We start from the raw sequence: 20,353 nt of genomic DNA on the forward strand, positions 1-20,353 counted from the left end.
GGACTCTTCCGGCGGCCCCGGGCGCCCATTCGCCCGGGGCCGCGGCTCTCAGGAAGGGAAAGGGAAATGTCGCTACGCCATTCCGCGCGCCGCAGCAGCCGGAGGGCTGCGGTCGTGCTCGCCGTCGGGGGCGCCGTGCTGGCCGGGGTGCCCGCCGGTCCGGTGCTCGCGTCCAGTCACCGGGAAGCTCCGCTCATCTCCGGTGACCCGCCCGTGGACAACACCGACGTGTACGCCTTCGTCAGCCCCGACAAGCCGGACACCGTCACGCTCATCGCGAACTGGTACCCGTTCGAAGAACCCAACGGCGGGCCGACCTTCTACCCGTGGGCGACCGACGCCCACTACGACCTCAACATCGACAACAACGGCGACGCGAAGGCGGACCTGACCTACCGGTGGGACTTCCGCACCGAGGACCGGCGGGGAAACGACACCTTCCTCTACAACGACGACCCGGTCACGTCGTTCGACGACCCGGACCTGCTGTTCCGGCAGACCTACACCCTGACGCTCATCGACCGGCCGAACGGGCGGGTCACCACCCTGGCCAGCAACGCGAAGGTCGCGCCGTCGAACGTCGGTGTGGCCTCCATGCCGAACTACGGGGTGCTGCGCAACCAGGCCATCACGCCCATCGCGGGCGGCGGGCAGAGCTTCGCCGGGCAGGCCGACGACCCGTTCTTCCTGGACCTGCGCGTCTTCGACCTGCTCTACGGCGGGAACCTGTCGGAGGTCGGGCAGGACACGGTGGCCGGCTACAACGTCAACAGCCTGGCGCTGCAGGTGCCCAAGAGCGCGCTGACGCTCGGGAACAACCCCACCCGGAACCCGAACATCGGGATCTGGAGCGACACCGAGCGCTACTCGCTCACCGTGCGCGCGCCGGGGACGCAGCAGTCCAGCGGCACCGAGGTCCAGGTGTCGCGCCTGGGCAACCCGCTCGTCAACGAAGTCGTCGTGCCGGCCGGGCTGAAGGACAAGTTCAACTCGCTGCTGCCGGAGCAGGACCGCACGCTGCCCGCGCTGGTGAACCGGGTGAACGTCCCCGAGGTGCCGACGCTCGTCCAGCGCATCTACGGCATCCCGGCGCCGGTCACGCCGCGCAACGACCTGGTGGAGATCTTCCTCTACGGGATCACCACGAAGTTCGGGAACCAGCTCGGGAACCTGGACCTCAACTCGCAGCTGAACAACCTCGACGTCAACCCGGCGAACTTCGCGCCGTCGGAGCAGCTGCGGCTGAACACGTCGATCCCGCCGGCCGCGCAGCCCAGCCGGCTCGGGCTGCTGGGCGGTGACCGCCAGGGCTTCCCGAACGGCCGACGGCTCGCCGACGACGCGCTCGACATCAGCCTGCAGGTGCTGGAAGGCGCCGCGTCCAGCGGCATCGTCCAGGCGCTCGCCGCGGGTGACCGGGTCGACGCGAACAACGTCCCGTTCGGCACGGTCTTCCCGTACGTCGCCCTGCCGAACACCGCCGCGGTCAACTCGTCGCGCTGACCCGCAGAACGGTCGTGGGTGTCCGGGGCGCCTCCCCGGACACCCACGACACACTCGTGGAAGGGATGTCCGATGTCAGCTCCACCCAGCACGACCGGTGCCCGGCGCCCGGGCCCGCTGCTCACCACCGTCCTGCTCGCGCTCGTCGCGGGCTTGATCGCCGTCGGCTTCACCACGCTCGCCCCGTCCGACCCGCCGGGTCCGGTCGCCGCCGCCGGTTCGGCCGGTGCGCCCAGCGCGCTCGACCGGGCGATCACGACGGCGCGGGACAAGCTCGCGCGGCGCGACCAGGACCCGCGGACGTGGGCCGGCCTCGGCGCCGCCTACGTCGAGGCGGCCCGCGCCAAGGGCGACCCCACCTACTACCCGAAAGCCGAAGAAGCGCTGCGGAAGTCGTTGGCGCAGCAACCCGACGGCAACGGGCCCGCGCTGAGCGGCCTGGGCGCGCTCGCCAACGCGCGGCACGACTTCACCGCCGCCCGCGACTGGGGCGAGCAGGCCAAGGCCGTGCTGCCCGACAACGCCGAGGTGTACGGCGTGCTCACCGACGCCTACACCCAGCTCGGGGACACCGCGGCGGCCACCGACGCGCTGCAGCGCATGCTCGACCTCAAACCGGGCGTCGCCTCGTTCACCCGCGCCGCCTACGAGTTCGAGCTGCACGGCCGCGTCGAGGACGCCCGGCACGCGCTCGACCGGGCCCTGGCCGACGCCGTCGATCCCGGCGACGTCGTGTTCTGCCGGCACCTGCTGGGCAAGCTGGCCTTCGACAACGGCGACTTCGACACGGCGCAGCGCCACTTCGACGCCGGCCTGCGCGCGGTCCCGGACGCGGGTTCGCTGCTGCAGGGGAAGGCGACGGTCGCGGCGGCCCGCGGGCGGACCGCGGAAGCGCTGGCGGGCCTGCAGGACATCGTCGCCCGGCAGCCGAGCCTGGACGGCCTGCAGGAGTACGCCCTGCTGCTGACGGCGGCGGGCCAACCGGAACCGGCCGCGCGCCAGTACGCGATCATCGAGGAGCAGCAAGGCATCGACGCGGCATCGGGGGCGAACATCGACCTCGAAGCGTCCTTGGTCGCCGTCGACCGCGGGAACGCGAAACGGGCGCTCGAACTCGCCCAGGCCGAATGGTCGCGGCGGCAGCCCGTGTTCGTCGCGGACGCCGTGGCCTGGGCCCTGCACCTGAACGGGCGGGACGCCGAAGCGCTGACCTACGCCGACCGCGCCGCGAGCACGGGCTGGCGCAGCGCCGCGGCCGCCTACCACCGCGGCATGATCCTGGCCGGGCTCGGCCGGAACGCCGAAGCCGTCACGGCGCTCACCGAGGCGTTGCGGATCAACCCGCACTTCTCCCCGGTCGGCGCGCCCGCCGCGCGGACCGCGCTGGCGAACCTCGGAGGTGCCCGATGAGGCGGATCCCGTTGCTGCTGAGCGCGTTGCTCGTCAGCCTGGTCGCGTGCACCGCGCCGGCGCCCGACCCCGGTCCCCGCTTCGAGGACGAGGCCGCCGGCGGGGTCGTTCCCGAGCTGAGCTGCCTGAAGCACCAGCCTCGGGGGCCCGGCCCGCGCTACACCGACGACACGCTCAGGCGCACCGACGAAATCCTCGCCCTGCTGCGCTACTACACCGCCAACGGCGCGAAGAAGTACTGCGACGGCGGCGATCCCACCGAAGCCGACCGGCAGTGGGCCGGCCTCTACGTCCGCCTGGGCGCGGACCGGAAGAACGTCGCCGCCCTGCTCGACCGGGCGTGACGAACCGCGGCCGGGGACCCGCTGTCTCCCGGCCGCGGCTCGCGTCTTCACGGCGTCGACGAACACACGCGCAGCGGTCCGACGCGCGCCCCGGTGGGGAAGTTCGTCGCGGCCACCGTCCAGCCGCCGAACGCGTTGGCCGTCGCCTCGGGGTTGTTCGGCGACGGCGTCCCGTACCCGACGTCGACGTTCAGCCAGCCCGACCAGGTCGCCCCGCCGTCGAACGAAGAGTTCCGCCAGATCGGCCGGACCGGCGTGCGCACCTCGCCGCCGCGGGCGAAGACGACCAGCTCGCCCGAGCCCGTCGCCGCCGCGCCCGGCTCGGACACCGCGCCGCCCGGCGGCGCCGCCAGGTCCCGCCACGGGCTCCAGGACGAGCCGTTGTACGAAATCCCGTACACCTTCGAACCGCCCCCGGTCACGAAGACGTCGAGCAGCCCCGGCCCGCGCGACACCGCGATCGGGTCGACGCCGAACCGGCCGCCCAGCCCGGTCCAGCCGCTCCAGCCGGCTTCGGTCCGCTCCAGGAAGTACAGGTCGTTCGCCTGCCCACGCGTGACGACGGCGACGTGCCCCTGCCTCGTGGAGACGCCGATCGGGCTCGACGTCAGGACACCGCCCAGGCTCGTGTGCGGGCCCCAGACGCCGTTGGCGAACTCCCGGTACCACAGCTGCCTGTTCGTGCCCCGGTAGAACACGATGAGCTGACCGGGGCCGGTCGAGACGGCGTGCGGGTTCCAGGTGAGCTGCCCGCCGAGGTTCTGCCAGCCGGACGCCACGCCGTTGGTGAAGTCCTGGAAGTAGAGCGCGTCGTCGCCACCGCGGACGAAGACGGCGGTGTGCCCGGCGCCCATCGAAACGCCCGCCGGTTCGGAGCGCGAGACCCCGCCCAGGTCCTGGAAGCTCGCCACGGCATTCGTGCGCGGATCTATCCGCGTACGGAAAACATTGCCGACCAGACCGGTTTGGAAAATGTCCACCGGGCCGTCCGGTGTGGCCGCCAGTGCCGCGTCGGTGTTGCTGCCCCTGGCCAGTTCGGCGCAGCCGGTGGCGGCGGTCGCCGTGCCCGGAACCAGCAGCACGGCAACGAGTCCGGCGATCGCCGGCAAGATCGTTCTCGGTGTGCGCACATTTCCTCCTCGAATCGTGCGTTTCCGTTGTCTTCGCGACGGAAACGATTGTCGGCACGGGTCACCGCCGGAAATGTTGTGAATGTGTTGTGGCGGGCGGAATGGGCGACTTACCATGGCCGATCGGAGGAGGCGGGGGAAAACGTGGAGTTCCGGGTCCTGGGACCGGTCCGCCTGGGCGCGGCCGGGAGAACGATCGAAGTCGGCGAGCCGCGCCGGCAGGCGGTGCTGGCGGTCCTGCTGCTCGAGGCCGGCCGCACGGTCGGCGTCGACGTGCTGGTCGACCGCGTGTGGGGCGAGTCCCCGCCCGAACGGGTCCGGCGGTCGCTGCAGGCCCACATCACGCGGATCCGGCGGGTGCTGGAACAGGCCGATCCCGGTGGCGCGCACGTGGCGAGGGACTCCGGCGGCTACCGCCTCGTCGTCCGGCCCGACGAGGTCGACGTGTTCCGGTTCCGCAGCGCGCTGCGCGAGCACCGGACCGACGCCGTCGCGTTGCGCGGCGCCCTGCGGCTCTGGTCCGGCGAACCGCTGGCCGGGCTGCGCGGGCCCTGGGCGGAACGGACGCGCCACGCCCTGCGCCAGGAGCACGCGGACGCGGTCGTGGCGTGGGCCGAGGCCGAGGTCCGCGGCGGCGACGCGGCGTCGACGATCGCCCGGCTGACCGAGCTCACCGGCGAGCAGCCGCTGCAGGAGAACGCCGCCGCGGTCCTGATGCGCGCGCTGTACGCGGTCGGCCGCGGCGCGGACGCGCTGGCGTGCTTCGAGCGGACCCGCCGGGCGCTGCGCGAGGAGCTCGGCGTGGACCCGGGTCCCGAGCTCGCCGCCGTGCACGAAGCCGTGCTGCACCACGAGCTGCCGCGTGGGCAGGTGCCCCAAGCGCCGGTGCCCGCCCAGCTGCCCGCCGACGTCACCGCGTTCACCGGCCGGGCCGGCGAGCTGGCCGAGCTGGACCGCCTGGCCGCCCGCGCCGGCGACGAACCGGTGTTCCTCTGCGTCACCGGCACGGCGGGCGCGGGCAAGACGGCCACGGCCGTCCACTGGGGACACCGCGTCCGGGACCGGTTCCCGGACGGGCAGCTGTACCTGGACCTGCGCGGCTACGACCCGGGCGAGCCGCTGTCGTCGGCCGACGCGCTGGCCGCGTTGCTGAGCGCGCTGCTGCCCGAAGGCGCGGAAATCCCGCCGGGGGAGGCCGAGCGCGCCGCCCGGTTCCGCACCGAGGTCGCGACCCGGCGAATCCTCGTCGTGCTGGACAACGCGGCGACCGTCGAGCAGGTCCGCCCGCTGCTGCCGGGTTCGAAGACGTGCGTCGTCGTGGTCACCAGCCGCGACTCGCTCGCCGGCCTGGTGGCCCTGCACGGCGCGCGGCGCATCGACCTCGACCGGCTGCCGCCCGCGGACGCCGTCGCGTTGCTGTGGCGGCTGATCGGCGAGCGGGTGACCGCCGAGCCGGTGGCCGCCGCGGCGCTCGCCGAGCGGTGCGTGCGGCTGCCGCTGACCCTGCGCCTGGCCGCCGAGCAGGCGGTGTCCCGGCCGATGACCCCGCTGAGCCGGCTGGTCGACGAGCTGCGCGCGGCCCAGCGCACGCTCGACCTGCTCAGCGGCGGCGGTGATCGGCGCGCCGCCGTGCGCGCGGTGTTCTCCTGGTCGCTGCGGCCGTTGAGCCCCGGCGTGCGGCACGCGTTCGCCGCGCTCGGCCGGCTCCCGGCACCCTTGTTCGACGCCCACGTCCTGGCGGCCCTCGTGGACCGCCCGCTCGACGAAGCGCGCAGCGTGCTGGACACGCTCGTCCGCGCGCACCTGGTCCACCCCGCCGGCGCCGACCGCTGCGGCATGCACGACCTGCTCAAGCTCTACGCCGCGGAGCTCGGCGACGACGTCGGCCTCGGCCGCGTCTACGGCTACTACCGCGCCGCCGTCGCGGCCGCGATGGACCAACTCTACCCGGGCGAAGCCCACCGGCGGCCGGCTGTCGCGGCGTCGCCGGTCCGGCCGCCGGTGTTCCCGGACGCGCGCGGGGCCCGCGACTGGCTGGACGCCGAGCTGCCGTCGCTGCAGGCGCTCGTCGCCCACGCGGCCGCGCACGGCAGGCCCGAGGACGCGGTGACGCTGCCGGCGCTGCTGTTCCGCTACCTCGACGGCCACCACGAGACGGCGGCGCTGGCGATCAACGGGCACGCGCACGCGGCGGCGCACGCGCTCGGCGACCGCGTGGCGGAGGCGAACGCCCGCATCGCGCTGGGCGGCGTGCACGAGCAGGCGGGCCGCGCGGGGCCGGCCGCGGCGGAGATGTGGGCGGCGCACGCGCTGTTCGCCGAGATCGGGGACGTGATCGGGCAGGCGCGGGCGCTGGGCAACGTCGGCATGATCGAGGAGACGGCGGGCCGGTACCTCCTGGCGTCGGGCTACTACACGCGGGCGGCGGCGATGTTCCGGCGCGCGGCCGACGTGACCGGCCGGGCCCACATGCTGACCCGCCTCGGCACGGTCGAGGCCCGCCTCGAGCGGGCCCCGGCGGCCCGGCGCCACCTGCGGCAGGCGATGGACCTGCACGGGCAGGCCGGCCACCAGTTCGGGGAGGCGTGGGCGAAGGTGGGCGTGGGCGAGCTGGCGGTGCTGGAGGGCCGCCCGGCCGAAGCGGTCCGCCTGCACCTCGACGCGGCGGCGGTGTTCGGCCAGCTGGGGCACCGGGATAGCGAAGCGTGGGCGATCGACGGGCTGGGCCGCGCGGAGTCGGCGAACGGCCGCCCGGCGGCGGCAGCGGTCCACCACCGGGAGGCGCTGGATCTGTTCCGCCGCCACGGAGACCGGGCGGGCGAGGCGTGGGCGCTGAACGGGCTGGGTGAGGCGCACCAAGCAGCCGGCTCGGCGGAGACGGCGCGCGACCACCACGCGGAGGCCTTGGCGGTGGCCACCCGCTGGGGCTGCCACGAGCAGATCGCCCGTGCGCACCGGGGTCTGGCCCGCGCGGCGGCCGACCCGGAGACCGCGCGGGAGCACGGCGACCAGGCCCGGGTGCTCCACGGCGAACTGGGCGAGGCCGCTCCCGAACTCCTGAGCGTCGCCCCGCCGGCTACTTCGTGAGTTCCCCGGTCACGTACCGCACCTCGGCCATCCGCAGATCGTCCTCCTCGAGCGGCGCCAAGCCGTGCACCTCGAACAGCTCCCGGACCGTCCTCCCCGTCACCGCCCAGCCGAGTCCCGTCAAGTACGGCGCCGCCTCGTTGCGCTTGCCGAAGTAGCGCAGCTTGGCCATGTCCGCGTCGAAGTTCTCCGACCGGAACAGCTCCGAGATCCGGTTCAAGCTTTGCTTCGTCCGGTCCTCTTCGCCCGGGCGCGGGTTAGGCCGGCTTTCGGTGGCCACCCGGCTGCCCGGCGCGCTCAGCTCGGTGATCGTCTCCAGCAAGCGGTCCTGCGCGTCGGGCGGCAAGTAGCCGAGCAGGCCCTCGGCACTCCACGCCGTCGGCAGCGCCGGATCGAACCCGGCCGCGCGCAACGCTTCGGGCCAGTCTTCACGCAGGTCGGCCGCCACCACCCGGCGCTCCGCCGTCGGCTCCGCGCCCAGCCCGGCCAGCGTCCGGGTCTTGAACTCGACGACGTCGGGCCGGTCCAGCTCGTACACCACCGTGCCGGCCGGCCACGGCAGCCGGTAGGCGCGGGAATCCAGTCCCGAAGCCAGGATCACCGCCTGCGCGAGGCCGGCGTCGAGGAAGAACTCGTCGTAGAAAAGGGTGCGCACCCGGGCGCCGTCGATCGCCGCGCGCCCGACCAGGTCGCCGGACGGCTCTTCGCCCGTCGCCAGCCGCGTGAGCAGGTCGATGCCGACCGCGCGGACGAGCGGTTCGGCGAACGGGTCGTCGATGAGCGCGGCGCGGGTCGCGATCGCCCGGGTCATCGCGGCCATGGTCGCGGTCGCGCCGACACTGGACGCGAGGTCCCACGTGTCGCCGTCGCGGCGGGGGGAAGTCATGGTGCGATCATGCCCCCGACCGACCACCCGGCCCACGGAGGACGACGATGAACGCGCTCGCGGCGGTGGCCACCCTGCTGGCCCCGGACGTCCCGGAAGTCGCCGCCCGCGCGGCGGCCGCCCACGACGACCCCGGCGCCTACGTCGGCGAACACGCCGACCGGCTCGACGACCGCGGCATCGACGAACCCTTCCCGGGACTGCCGTGGATCGCGCTCGTGGACGCACTGGCCGACCACGGCCTGCTGGCCGAAGTCGACTGGAAGGAAGCACCCGACGAGATCACCGCCCAGCTGCGCGCCCTGCGGTCCGCGCCGGCGGCGGACGAGCTGTGGACGTCACTGGCGAGCAGCGAACTGCCGACGTACGAGTTCCTCGAGACGGCGGGGGAGCGCTTGCTCGGCACCGGAACCGCGCTCGCCGTCCTCGACATCGAGTCCGACTGCTACCCGCTCGTGCTGCTGCCCGCGGCCCGCGCCGGCGAGCTCGCGAAGCTCGCCGCGGCGGCCGGGTTCGCGGCCGAGGTGTTCGGGCGCTAGCCCGGTGGAGGGCGCGACCCCCAACGACGCGCCCGCCACCGGGTCGCCCCGGCATTCCCCCTCTTTCGCCGTGCCCCTAAGGTTCCCGACGCCGTCCTCGTTTCGTCCTCGCGCCGGCATCCGGGGGTGCGACCTGCGTGTTTCGGAGCCGGGTGCGCGGCGCTAGCCTTGCGGGACAAGGGGGATGCGATGAGGTTCCGGGTTCTCGGGACGCTGGAAGTGCGCGTGTCCGGGGACCGGGTCACCCTGGCGAGCCCGCGCCAGCAGCGCGCGCTCGCCGCTTTGCTGCTCAGCCCGGACGCCGTCGTCCCGGTGGAGCGCATGATCGACGCGCTGTGGGAGGACGAGCCGCCCGCGACCGCCGTGAAGCAGGTGCGCAACTGCGTTTCCGCGCTGCGGGCCCGGCTCGGCGACGCCGGCGCGCTGATCGTCACCGACGGCCCCGGGTACCGCCTGCAGACCGGCGCCGACGACCTCGACTCCCTCCGCTTCCGCCGGCACGTCGCCGCCGCGCGAGGGCTGGCCGGGCAGGCGAAGTTCGTCGACGCCGTCGAGGAAATCCGGACCGGGCTGGCGTTGTGGCGCGGCCCGGCGCTCGACGGGCTGCGGACGACGACGCTGGCCGGCCGGGCCGCGGTGCTCGACGAGCAGCGCGCCGACGCCGTGGAACTGTGCGCCGAATGGCGGCTGCGGCTCGGCGAAACGGGCGAGGTCGTCCGCGAGCTGACCGAGTTCTGCGGCGAGCACCCGATGCGCGAGCTGTCCCACCTGCTCCTGATGCGGGCCCTCGCGAAGGAAGGGCGCTACGCCGAAGCATCGACGCTGTTCCACAGCCTGCGCCGGCGGCTGGCCGACGAGCTCGGCGTCGACCCGAACCCCGAACTGCGGCGGCTGCACGAGCAGATCCTGGCCGAAGCCACGCCCGGCGAACCCGATCCCGCGCCCGAGCGCCATTCCTTCGACCGCGCGGTCACCGAACTGGCCGAAGCCGTCACGTGGCAGTGGCGCGCGGAAGCCGAGCTGCGGTCGCTGCACCGGCCGCAGCCGATCGCCCTGCGCTGGTCGGCGCGGCGGGGAAAACCGCGTGGCGATCTCGACGACATCGCGGAGACCTTCACGGCGTTGCCGGTGCCGCAGCTGGTCGTCCTCGGCGAACCGGGCTCCGGGAAGTCGGTGCTCGCCCTGATGCTGACGCTGGAGCTGCTGCGCGCCCGCGCGTCGGGCGGCCCGGTGCCGGTGCTGCTCTCGCTGGCGTCGTGGGACCCGCGGCGCGACCACCTCGACCGGTGGCTCGCGGCCCGGCTCGCCGACGACCACCCGGCGCTGCTCAACGCCCGCGAGTACGGGCGCGACGCACCGACCCGGCTCGTCCTCGGCGGGCACGTCCTCCCGGTGCTCGACGGCCTCGACGAGATGCCGGCCGACCTGCGCGCCGCGGCGCTCGACGCACTGGACCAGACGATGGGCGCGGGCCGCGCGCTCGTGCTGACGTGCCGTTCGGCCGAGTACGACCAGGTCGTGCGCGAAGCCGGCGCGGTGCTGAGCGCCGCCACGGTGGTGCGGCTCGAACCGGTCGCGCGGCAGGAGGCGGTCACGTACCTGTCCGCGCGGGACGGGCAGGACCGCTGGCTCCCGGTGGCCGAGCGCCTGCGCCGCGACCCGGACGCGGCCCTGGCCCGGGTGCTGCGGACGCCGTTGATGGTCGACCTCGCGCGGATCGGCTACGGCCGTCCCGGCGCGGATCCGGCCGAGCTGCTCGGCGCATCGGACGTCGAGGTTCTCGAAGGGCAGCTGCTCGATTCGTTCGTCCCCAACGCCTACGCGCAGGTGCCGCAGCCGCCGGGGCGGAACCCGAAGACGAGCCCGTCCGGGCGGTACACCGCGGCGCAGGCGACGCGCTGGCTGGGGTTCCTGGCCCGGCACCTCGAACAGGCGCGCAGCCGCGACCTGGCGTGGTGGCAGCTGTACCGGGCGGTGCCGGCGCGGACCCGGTCCGCGCTGGCCGGCGCGCTGGTCGCGGTGTTCTTCGTCGTCACCGGCTGGGTCGACGACGGCCCGGCGCTGGCCGCGATCTACGGCGTCTCGTTCGGCGGCGCCGCGTACCTGACCCACCGCTTCGGGCGCGCGCCCGAGCCGTTGCGCACCGAAGTGCGCTTCGCCGGGGCCGCGCGGAAGTTCGCCGGCCGGTTCGCGATCGGGGCCGTCGTGGGCGTGCTGCTCGGCCTGGGCTGGTCGCTGGCCACCGGCCTGGTCGTGTTCCTGGCGCTGGTGTTCGGCCTGGTGTTCGCGGTGCACGTGTGGCTCGCCAAACCGGTCGACGCCAGCCGCGTGTCCAGCCCGCGGACGATCCTGCGCAACGAACGCACCGGCGCGATCGCGTTGTCGGTCTCCTTCCTGGTGTCGCTGGGGTTGTTCGACGGGATGGCGTTCGCGTTCACCGCGCAGACGCGGTTCCTGCCGGTGCTGGGCGGCCGGTACGACCTGGCGCTGGCCATCGCCGGCGCGGTGGCGGGAGCGTCGTTCGGGTTCTTCATGGCCCGCGGCGTCGCGGCGGTGTGCTATGCCCTGGCGGGCGCGATCGCCGGCGGCCAGGTGTTCCCGGCGGCGACGACCCCGGTGCTGCCGATCGTGGCCGGCGTGTGTTTCGGTGTGGGCATCGGCTTGGCGGTCCTGGTGACGCGGGCGTGGGGCAACTACTTCGTGAACCACGTCTGGCTGGCGGCGACGGGCCGCCTGCCGTGGCGCCTGATGCACTTCCTCGACGACGCCCACCGCCGCGGCGTGCTCCGGCAAGCGGGTGGCGTCTACCAGTTCCGCCACGCCCGCGTCCAGGAGCGGCTGGCCGAGGCCCACCAGGAGGAGACGCCGTAACCGGTCGCCGGTCAGCCCTCGTGGGGGACCAGCGCGGCCGCCGCGTCGACGAACGCTTCGATCAGCGGCGACCGTCTTGACGCGAGCCACGCCAGGCACACGCGGTTCGGCGCGATGTCCTCCACCGGGACGGCCACCACGTCCGGCCGCGTGTAGAACGCCGCCGTCGATCGGGGGATGATGCTGATCCCCGCCTCGGCGGCGACCAGCTCCAGCTTTTCCTCGACGCTGTGGATCGGCGGGACCTTTCCGGGCGGCTCGACCGCGATGTCCCGCCACTCCGGGACGGCGTCGGGGTCCTGCAGCAGGTGCTCGTCGGCGAGTTCGGTGACCGAGACGGATTCCTTGCCCGCCAGGCGGTGCCCGGCCGGCACGGTGACGACGCGCGGTTCCTCGAACAGCGGCCGCACGGTCAGCCCGCGCCGGTCGATCGGCAGCCGGACGACGCCGACGTCGACGCGGCCGTCGTGCAGGACCTCGACCTGGTCGTGCCAGCTGGTGCGCAGCAGCCTTACGGCGAGGTCCGGCTGCCGTTCGGCCAGCACCCGCACCGCCGGGGTGACGACGATGCCGGGCATGAACCCCACGGTGAGCACGGGTTCGCCGGCCGCGGCGACCCGCCGCCGGACGGCGTCCGCCGCGGACAGGAGGCCGCGCGCGTCTTCGAGGAGCTGCTCGCCCGCCGGCGTCAGGACGGTGCCGCGGCGGTCCCGCACGAAGAGGGCGGTCTTCAGCTCGTCTTCGAGGGCGCGGACCTGCCGGGAGAGCGCGGGCTGCGCGACGTGCAGCCGCGCGGCGGCCCGTCCGAAGTGGAGTTCTTCGGCGACGGCGACGAAGTACCGCAGCTTCCGCAAATCGAGGTCCACGGTGGGTCACCACCTCCTGTTCCGCTCCGATCATCGCACGTCCCCGTGATGCCGCCCGGGCATCACAGCGCGCGCAACGGGTCTTGGACGCGCCACACCCCGGCGGGACACGCTGGAAAGCGCAGTCACCCAACCGAAAGGACAGCGATGAAGGTCTTCCTCACCGGCGGATCGGGCTACATCGGCCGCGCGACGATCGCCGAACTGGTCCGGCAGGGGCACGCCGTCGAGGCGCTCGCCCGCAGTGATCGCGCGGAGGCCGCGGTCGTCGCCGCCGGGGCGACGGCGGTCCGCGTCGGCCTGACCGACCTCGACGTGCTCAACCACGCCGCGGCCCGCGCGCAAGCCGTCATCCACCTGGCCCAGGCGACCAGTGGCGACGAGGACCTCGCCGCGGCCACCGCCCTGCAGGACGGCGTCGGCGGCGGCACCTACGTGCACACCGGTGGGAGCTGGGTCTACGGCGACACCGACGGCGTCCAGGACGAGACGGCGCCGTGGAACCCGCCGGCCGTCGTGGCGTGGCGCAAGGCGGTCGAGGACGCGGTGCTGGCCCGCGCGGAGAACGGCGGCCGGCCCGTCGTCGTCCAGCCCGGCCTGCTCTACGGCGGCGAGAACCGCCTGATCGACGCCTTCTTCGTCCAGCCGGGCAAGGAAAGCGGCGCGATCCCGTACTTCGGCGACGGCGGCAACCACTGGGCGCTGATCCACGTCGACGACCTCGCCCGGCTCTACGCGGCCGCGCTGACGGCACCGGCCGGCTCGGTGTACCTCGGGGTCGGCGGCGTCGACCCGACGGCGAAGGAGGTCGCCGAAGCGTGTGCCCGGGCTGCCGGGCTGAAGACCGTCTCGATCACGCTGGACGAGGCCCGCGAGCGGATGGGCCCGATCGCCGACGCGTTCGCGCTCGACCAGCGGCTGACGTCCGGCAAGGCGCAGCGCGAGCTGGGCTGGACCCCGCGACACCTGGACCCGCTGGGCGTCCTGGGCTCCTGAGTCTACTGTGGAGTGTTGCGCGCGTACTCGGTCAACGCGCTGCGGTTCTCCAAATTGGACTTGGCCATCAAGCTCGCCACGTGCTTTTCCACCGTACGCGGGGAAATGTGCAGCCGCCGGGCGATGTCCTTGTTGCCCATGTTGTCCGCCAGCAGCTGCAGCACCTCGTACTCGCGGACCGTCACGCCCGCCGAGCGCAGTTCGGCCGGGAGGCGGTCCGAGCCCGTGCGGCGCTGGCCGACCGGGGCGCCGATCTTGCGCAGCAGCCCGCGGCACGCGCTCGCCACCGCGGTCACCTCCGCCTGGTGGAAGAACTCCTCGGCCTCCTTGAGCCACGTCACCGGGTTGCCCCAGCCGTCGGCCGCCGCGGACTCGGCCACCATGCGCAGGCCGAGGTGCCTGCTCACCGGGTACGGGGCCGCGGCCTCGATGGCCGCGGCCACCGCGGCGTCGGCCTGCTCCACCGAACCCGCGCGGCCGTGGCGGACCGCGTCGCCCAGCAGCACGAACTGGCGGTTCCAGCGCATGCCGCTCACCGCCGCCGGGGGCCGGTCCGGCGGCGGCGCGCCGTCGAGCGCTTCGATCAGCAACCGCAGACCGTGCTGGCCGGCCAGGTGGAAGCGGCTCGGCTGCCGCTCCTCCAACGCCAGCACCTGCGCCAGCTCGCGGCGGGCGCGCTCGGCGTCCTCTTCGAGCAGGGAGCAGAACACCTGCGCCAGCCCGACGCTCAGCACGAGCTCCTGCGCCGTCGTGCCGCCCTCCGCGCGGAAGTCCTCCAGCGCGCGCTCCATGCGCGGCCGGTCCGCCTGGTGGGCGGCCACCATCGCGCGCGTCATGTGCGTGTACTGCAGCAACGCGACCAGCCGGAGCCGGCCGAGCACCGCGAGGTTCTCGTCGAGGATGCGGTCGGCGTGGGCGAACTCGCCGCGCATCACCGCGTGCACCGCGCGGCTCGCGTCGACCGCGCAGGTCAGCGTGATCGCGCCGGTGCGCTGGGCCTCCGCGCGGGCCAGGTCGAACGTCCGGATGTCGCCCTCGGCGAGCATCCGGTGCCCGCCGAGGCGGACCAGCACCTGGGTGCGCAGGTGCGTCAGCTGGTGCCGCTCGGCCAGCCGCCGCGCCAGCTGCAGGTACCGCTCCGCTTCGGTCAGGTCGTTCTCCAGCGCCACCATGCCGAGCACCTGCAGCGCCTGGCACGACACGAACGGCACGCCGGCGCGCTCGGCGACCTCCCACGCCTGCTCGGCCAGCTTCCGGGCCCGTTCGGTGTGGGCCGGGCCGGGGATGTCGAGCCACAGCGTCGCTTCGACGGCGTCGAGACCCGCGTTCTGCTCTTCGGTCATCTCGCCGCCGAGCGGGGCGCGGGCCTGCTCGATCTGGTTGAGGCACTCGTCGTGGCGGCCGCCGATGTAGGCCGCCCACGCCAGCTGGATGTGCAGGTCGACGGCCCGTTCGAGGCGGCCGATCTCGGCGAACCGGGCGGAGAACTCGACCGCGCGGTCGAACTGCCCGGTCTGCCCGAGGGCGTGCAGCAGGGTTTCGAGGGCGTCGGCCCGGTCGTCGGGGCTCGCGGTGGCCAGCAGCTCGACGGCGCGGGTCAGCATCGTCACCGCCGAGTCGGCCGCGCCGCCGTCGAGCGCGCGGCGGCCGGCCTCGGCGAACAGCCGCCCGGCGCCGGGGTGGTCCATCGCCGTCAGCCGCAGTGCCGCGGCCAGCGCGCACAGCTCGCCGGGCAGGCCGGGGTGCAGCTGCTCGACGGCGTCGGCGGCCCGGCGCGCCAGGCTCGCCTTCGTCGACGGCACGAGCCGGGCCAGCAGCGCCTCGGCGGTCAGCGGGTGGCGGAAGGCGTACCAGCCGGGCGTGGTCTCGTCGGTGGTGACCAGGTGCGCGGCGACGCTCGCGCTGATGTGGTTGTGCAGCATGCGGTCGTCCATGTCGGTCACCGCCTGCACGACCGACAGCGGGAACCGCCGGCCCAGCACGGCGGCCACCGAGAGCAGCGTTTCGCCGTCCTCGCCGAGTGCGTCGACGCGGGCGGCGATGCTGCTGATCAGCGCCTCGGGCACGCGTGCCTGCACCTCGCCGACGACCTGCCAGCCGCCCGGCCCGCCGACGAGCAGGCCGTCGCTGACCATGCCGTGCAGCAGCTCTTCGACAACGAACGGCACGCCCTCGCTGTTCTGCCACAACAGGTTCGCGACGGCGGCGGGCACCGCGGCCGGCTCGGTCTCCAGGCAGGCGGCCGCGAACTCGCGGGTGCGCTCGGCGTCGAGCCGGGTCAGTTCGAAGGTGTGGCTGGACGAGCGCTGCGCCGCGGCCGAGGCCAGCCGCAGCGCCTCGCCCGGTTCACCGCGCAGGGTGCCGATCAGCATCACGCGGCTGGACGCGAGGTTGTCGACGAGGTACTCGACGATGAACAGCGTCTCCGCGTCGGCGTTGTGCAGGTCTTCCAGCACGATCAGGCAGCCGCCGTCGCGGCCGGCGACCGACAGCAGCCGGAACACCGCTTCGGCCAGGACGAGCAGGTTCCCGTTGTCGTGCGGGCGGTCGCCGCGGTACCAGTCGGGCACGAGCCGGGCGAGCACCGGCACGAGCGGGTCGAGCTCGGGCGCGGCGGGCGGCAGGCCGCCGCGGAAGTGCGACAACAGGGCTTCGGCCAGCGGGCGGAACGGCACCATCGGGCCGATCGAGCTGGCGCGTCCGCGTAGCACCGGGAGCCCGGTCGCCAACGCCCGCGAGGCGATGTCGGCGGCGAGCCGGGACTTCCCGATCCCGCCTTCACCGACAAGGAAGAAGGCCCCACCGTGGTCGGTGCGGGCCTTCTCCAGAGCCTGGGACAGCGCGCCGAGCTCCCTGTCGCGTCCGATGAGACGCGTCGACCGGATGCCCATCGCGGTCACTATAACCGGACTGGCCACATCCGGACGTAGGTCGAATTACCGACGCCCGGGCGTCTCACTATTCGGTGAAGCCGCCCGTGACGACCGTGATGTCCAGCGTGGTCAGGGAGTTCTGGCTGACCCGCGCCGCCCGGCCGGACAGAGCGTGGTTGCGGGCGCCCGTGCGGGCCGACGCCGGGAGGGTCAAGTCGCCGATCGGGTTGTCGAAGTCGTGCTCGGTCATGCTGGTGGCTCCACTCTCGGTAGTGCTGGGGTCGGACGGTTATTCGGCGAAACCGATGCTGACGGTGAAGACGGGCGTGATGTCGAGGGTGTCGGCGCCGTGGTGGCTCAGCCGCGCGGTCCGGCCGGCGAGGGCGCGGTTGCGGATGCCGGTCCGGGTCGGCGCCGGGAGGGTGGGGTCGCCGATGGGGTTGTCGGTGCCGACGAAGTCGTGCTCGCTCATGGCGTGTTCTCCGCTTTCGGTCGCGATCGGGTCAGGGGACGGACGTCAGAGGGCGAAGGTGCCGTTGGTGACGACGGTGGGGCCACCGAGCGTCTCGAGGGTCATCCCGGACAGCCGGGGCCGGGTGCCGGCCAGCGCCTGGTTGCGGGCGCCGGCGCGGTTCGCGCGGGGGAGCACCAGGGCACCGATGGTGGCTTCGACGGTCTCGGCGGTGGTTTCGCGCATCTTTCGTTCTCTCCTCGGGTGGGGAAGGGGATCAGCGGGTCGGGGGTTGCAAGAGCAGGGCGGACGGGACGCGGCGGCCGAAGCCGAGGCGCAGCAGGCCGTAGCCGATGCCGGCCAGGCCGGTCAGCAGGCCGGGGGAGGCGACGCCGTCGGGCGTGCCGCAGCGCGCGCCGTCCTGCTCGACGGCGGTGAGCAGCTGCCCGGTGCGGGTGGCGACCGCGGCGGCGGCGCCTTGGTGGCCGCTTTCGGCGAGGAAGCCGAGGACGTCGGTGATGCCGGTTTCGCCGTGGCAGAGGCTCAGGTCGCGCAGGGGGTCCTGGCCGGCGAGCGCCGCGACCTGCTCGTCGAGGCCGAGCAGCGCGGGGTCGCCGGAGTAGGCGAGCACCTGGCCGGCCAGGCCGGAGCACCAGCCGTGCCCGGTGGCCGTCTTCGCGGGCGGCAGGGTCGGGGTTTCGCGCGGGTACCCGGCCAGTGCCCAGTCGACGCCGGCCGCGCCGTGCGCGAACCCGGGGTCGGCGAGGTCGGGGTCGATCGAGCGGACGGCGAGCTCGGCCGCGTAGGCGTCGGCCAGCAGGGTGGCGGTGGCGAGCCCGGTCTGGGTGGCCACCGAGCGCAGGGCGACCAGCCCGCCGGCGAGCCCGGTGGTGTAGCGCGGGGACGTCTCGGGCGTCGGCGCGGGCATGACGGCGACCGTGCGGGCGGTCAGGTCCAGCAGGTCGGGCCGGTCGAGCAGCCGCGACAGCCGGGCCGCGGCGTAGGCGACGCCGCCGAGCCCGAGCAGCCCGCCGGGACCGGCCGCGGCGGCGAGGTCCGGGTCGGCCTCCAGCGCCGCCACCAGCCCGGGCAGCCCGGAAAGCGCCTTCCCGGCCAGTTCGCGGTAGCGGTCGATGCCGGTCAGCTCGGCCAGCTGCGCCAGGAACAGCGCGACCCCGGTGTAGCCCTCGCCGAGCCCGGCGCCCATCGGCAGCACGGTCCAGTACTTCTCGTCGACGAGCTCCAGCCCGACCCAGTTGACACCCCCGCCGCCGGAGGCCGCGCGGGCGACGATCGCGTCGGCGATGCCGCAGGCGGCCGAGAGCAGGTGCGCCGGTTCGGGGCTCTTGCTCGGCAGGACGGTGTCGGTCACCCCGGTGCCGGTGTGGGTTTCGGCGGCGGGCCGGGTCGCCAGCGCGGCGGAGATCAGCCACTCCTGGTCCCGGCGGTCGATCGTGGTCATCCCGGCGACCTTCGCGCGGACCGACACGAGCGGCGGCTCGGCCAGCAGGCCGGGCAGCCGATTGCCTTCGGCGTCCCAGAGGTCCGTGGCGCCGGGCCGGCCGGTGAACATCGGGACGTCGCCCGCCCACAGGTCGGTCAGCTCGGCGGCGACCAGCCCGCGGCGGACGTCGTCGGTGCTGTCGTCGTGCAGCAGCCCGAAGGCCTCGTCGCGGGCGGCGGCGTCCGCCAGCAGCGACGGGTGCGTGGTCTCGTCGAGCAGCCGCGTGTAGAAGCTGGTCGGGCGGACCAGGACGCGGATCTCGGCGTCGGCGCAGCGGTCGAGCAGCGACCCGAACTCCCCGGCGCCGGCGGCGATGGCGTCGTAGCCGGCGCGGAACCCGGCCAGCAGCGCGGCGCCGTGCTCGGCGGGCTCGACGTCGACGCCGCCGAGGGTGGGCCGGTTGACGCCGGTGCCGACGCCGCCGGGCACCCGGGTCAGCCGCATCCGGTCGGTGCCGGCGTCGAGCCAGTCGACGCGGGTGAGCGCCGGGGCCGCCGCGCGGCCGCCGCCGAGGCCGGAGATGTCGACCGCGCCGTGCTCGCCGACGATCATCTGCGGCAGCAGCATGGTCCGGTGCACCGACCGGGTGAGCAGCTCGGCCGCGGGGTCGACGTCGCCGGTGTCGGCGGGCAGCACCGGCTGGAACAGCGTCTCGATGTCGATCAGGACGGGCTGGTCGCCGGCGGCGATGATGTTCTCGAAGTGCACGTCGGTGCCGTCGAGGGCGTGCAGCAGGGCGAGCAGGACGCCCTGGCGGCGGTAGAACCGGTCGACCTCGGTGAGGTCGGCGCACGGCCGGTGCTCGACGAACCGGAGCCAGCCGTAGCCGGGGCGGACCAGGACGTCCACCGTGCTCAGCTCGAGGCCGGGCACGCGCGGGTTGAGCCACTCGACCAGGCCGGTGAACGCCGCGTGCAGGTCGAGCGGGCGCGGCTTGTAGATGACCCGCGCGCCGCCGGCGAACCGCAGCTCGCGGACCGAGCGGCCGCGCTGGTGCGCGTCGCCGGTGCCGCCGCTGATCTCCACGAGCGGGCCGGGCTCCGGGCCGGTGAACGCCGTGAGCGCGGCGCGGTCGGCGTCGAAGCGGCCGAGCAGCTCGGTGACGGCCGCGATCGCGTACAGCGACGCCTGCGCGGCGAGCCGGGCGAGCACGGGGTAGCGGTGCAGCAGGTCGGTGAGCCCGGCCGGGGTGCCGGTCCGCCGCACGAAGTCGGCGAACCGCTCTTCCCCGGTGTCCCCGGCCAGGGTCCCCGCGCGGCGGGCCCGCCCCAGCTCGAGCACCAGGCTGCGGGCGGCGAGTCCGGCGAGCTGGTGCCCCAGCCGCGTCGCGCACCCGTCGGCGACCGCGGTGGCGTCGACGGCGGGCGAAGCCGCTGCGGCGCCGGCGATCGCGGCGCGGGCCGCGTCGGTGAGGGGGCGGAACACCGCGGCGAAGGCGGTGCGCCAGTGCGAGCTTCCACGTGAAAGCTCGGCCTGCAGGTCGGAGCTTTCACGTGAAAGCTCCACGGCGGCGCTTTCCCGGGAAAGGGCCGCTTCCGCGAAGTCGACCCACGCGGGACGGGCGCCGCCGGGGCGACGCTCCTGCGTGGTCAGCGCCGCGGCCCACCAGGTGGGCGGGAGCGTCGTGGTCGCCGGGTTCGGCTGCGGGGGAATCACGGGATCGAGCATGCCAGCGGGTGACGGGGGTTACATGGGGGTGCTACGCCCGCATTCCCGCGCGGCATGGGGGCTTCGTAGGGGTTCATGGGGGCGTCGCCGGGAAAACGCCTGGTCGCCGAGTGGGTGGTTACGCCGTTCGGACGTGGCGGTTACGCCGCAAGGCGGGCGGGCCCGACAGGGGTTGACGACGGCGTGCGCACCCACGATCCCCCATGCGGGGCACCCCCGCCCCAC

The 20,353-nt window shown here is 74.4% G+C and carries 15 protein-coding genes; 7 read left to right on the plus strand and 8 right to left on the minus strand.

All coding sequences use genetic code 11. The features are described from left to right. The first annotated feature begins 66 nt into the window (after positions 1-66). The 3 genes from ACIQWX_RS15850 (at position 67) to ACIQWX_RS15860 (ending at position 3,257) form a co-directional block, all read left to right on the plus strand. Entirely contained in the window at positions 67-1,503 is a 1,437-nt protein-coding gene (locus ACIQWX_RS15850) for a DUF4331 domain-containing protein (RefSeq protein WP_400870566.1), read from the plus strand. Between the two features lie 72 nt (positions 1,504-1,575). Then, the gene (locus ACIQWX_RS15855) at positions 1,576-2,913 is read left to right on the plus strand and encodes a tetratricopeptide repeat protein (protein WP_400870569.1); all 1,338 of its coding nucleotides are present in this window, start codon (positions 1,576-1,578) and stop codon (positions 2,911-2,913) included. After that, positions 2,910-3,257 (plus strand): hypothetical protein, encoded by a 348-nt coding sequence (locus ACIQWX_RS15860; RefSeq protein WP_400870572.1) that lies wholly within the window; start codon positions 2,910-2,912, stop codon positions 3,255-3,257. Before ACIQWX_RS15855 ends, ACIQWX_RS15860 begins: the two co-directional genes overlap by 4 nt. 47 nt (positions 3,258-3,304) lie before the next feature. Here the strand turns inward: ACIQWX_RS15860 and ACIQWX_RS15865 are convergent, their stop codons facing one another. Beyond that, positions 3,305-4,387, minus strand: coding sequence for a hypothetical protein (locus tag ACIQWX_RS15865; RefSeq protein ID WP_400870575.1), 1,083 nt, complete (start codon positions 4,385-4,387; stop codon positions 3,305-3,307). Between the two features lie 144 nt (positions 4,388-4,531). On the opposite strand from ACIQWX_RS15865, the gene ACIQWX_RS15870 reads away from it, so the two are divergent. Further along, on the plus strand, positions 4,532-7,474 hold the full coding sequence (locus tag ACIQWX_RS15870) for a BTAD domain-containing putative transcriptional regulator (RefSeq protein WP_400870577.1): 2,943 nt from the start codon (positions 4,532-4,534) through the stop codon (positions 7,472-7,474). Here the strand turns inward: ACIQWX_RS15870 and ACIQWX_RS15875 are convergent. Continuing rightward, positions 7,464-8,360: an SAM-dependent methyltransferase gene (locus tag ACIQWX_RS15875; protein WP_400870580.1), complete on the minus strand. Its 897-nt coding sequence runs from the start codon at positions 8,358-8,360 to the stop codon at positions 7,464-7,466. The two genes, ACIQWX_RS15870 and ACIQWX_RS15875, sit on opposite strands and share 11 nt — an antisense overlap. A 47-nt stretch (positions 8,361-8,407) precedes the next feature. Between ACIQWX_RS15875 and ACIQWX_RS15880 the strand changes: the two genes are divergently transcribed. Together ACIQWX_RS15880 and ACIQWX_RS15885 are read left to right on the plus strand one after the other, a co-directional pair. Further along, positions 8,408-8,899: a DUF6630 family protein gene (locus tag ACIQWX_RS15880; RefSeq protein ID WP_400870582.1), complete on the plus strand. Its 492-nt coding sequence runs from the start codon at positions 8,408-8,410 to the stop codon at positions 8,897-8,899. Between the two features lie 189 nt (positions 8,900-9,088). Beyond that, positions 9,089-11,770 (plus strand): BTAD domain-containing putative transcriptional regulator, encoded by a 2,682-nt coding sequence (locus tag ACIQWX_RS15885; protein ID WP_400870585.1) that lies wholly within the window; start codon positions 9,089-9,091, stop codon positions 11,768-11,770. An 11-nt stretch (positions 11,771-11,781) separates the two neighbouring features. Here the strand turns inward: ACIQWX_RS15885 and ACIQWX_RS15890 are convergent, their stop codons facing one another. Further along, entirely contained in the window at positions 11,782-12,636 is an 855-nt protein-coding gene (locus ACIQWX_RS15890) for a LysR family transcriptional regulator (RefSeq protein ID WP_400870588.1), read from the minus strand. Between the two features lie 147 nt (positions 12,637-12,783). On the opposite strand from ACIQWX_RS15890, the gene ACIQWX_RS15895 reads away from it, so the two are divergent. Further along, complete coding sequence (locus tag ACIQWX_RS15895; RefSeq protein ID WP_400870591.1) at positions 12,784-13,632, plus strand: NAD-dependent epimerase/dehydratase family protein; 849 nt, start codon at positions 12,784-12,786, stop codon at positions 13,630-13,632. Positions 13,633-13,634: 2 nt separating this feature from the next. Here the strand turns inward: ACIQWX_RS15895 and ACIQWX_RS15900 are convergent, their stop codons facing one another. The 5 genes from ACIQWX_RS15900 to ACIQWX_RS15920 all read right to left on the minus strand — a co-directional run bounded on the left by ACIQWX_RS15900 (position 13,635) and on the right by ACIQWX_RS15920 (position 20,128). After that, positions 13,635-16,523 (minus strand): helix-turn-helix transcriptional regulator, encoded by a 2,889-nt coding sequence (locus ACIQWX_RS15900; protein WP_400870594.1) that lies wholly within the window; start codon positions 16,521-16,523, stop codon positions 13,635-13,637. 67 nt (positions 16,524-16,590) lie between these two features. Beyond that, complete coding sequence (locus tag ACIQWX_RS15905; RefSeq protein WP_400870596.1) at positions 16,591-16,755, minus strand: hypothetical protein; 165 nt, start codon at positions 16,753-16,755, stop codon at positions 16,591-16,593. A 39-nt stretch (positions 16,756-16,794) separates the two neighbouring features. Next, positions 16,795-16,977, minus strand: a complete 183-nt coding sequence (locus ACIQWX_RS15910; RefSeq protein ID WP_400870599.1) for a hypothetical protein — start codon at positions 16,975-16,977, stop codon at positions 16,795-16,797. 45 nt (positions 16,978-17,022) lie between these two features. Continuing rightward, positions 17,023-17,202 carry a hypothetical protein gene (locus ACIQWX_RS15915; protein WP_400870601.1) on the minus strand — a complete coding sequence of 60 codons (180 nt, stop codon included), beginning with the start codon at positions 17,200-17,202 and terminating at the stop codon, positions 17,023-17,025. A 31-nt stretch (positions 17,203-17,233) separates the two neighbouring features. Beyond that, positions 17,234-20,128, minus strand: coding sequence for a type 2 lanthipeptide synthetase LanM family protein (locus ACIQWX_RS15920; protein WP_400870604.1), 2,895 nt, complete (start codon positions 20,126-20,128; stop codon positions 17,234-17,236). Positions 20,129-20,353: the final 225 nt, after the last annotated feature.

This window comes from Amycolatopsis sp. NPDC098790 (assembly GCF_044759945.1).
In the GTDB taxonomy this organism is placed as follows: domain Bacteria; phylum Actinomycetota; class Actinomycetes; order Mycobacteriales; family Pseudonocardiaceae; genus Amycolatopsis.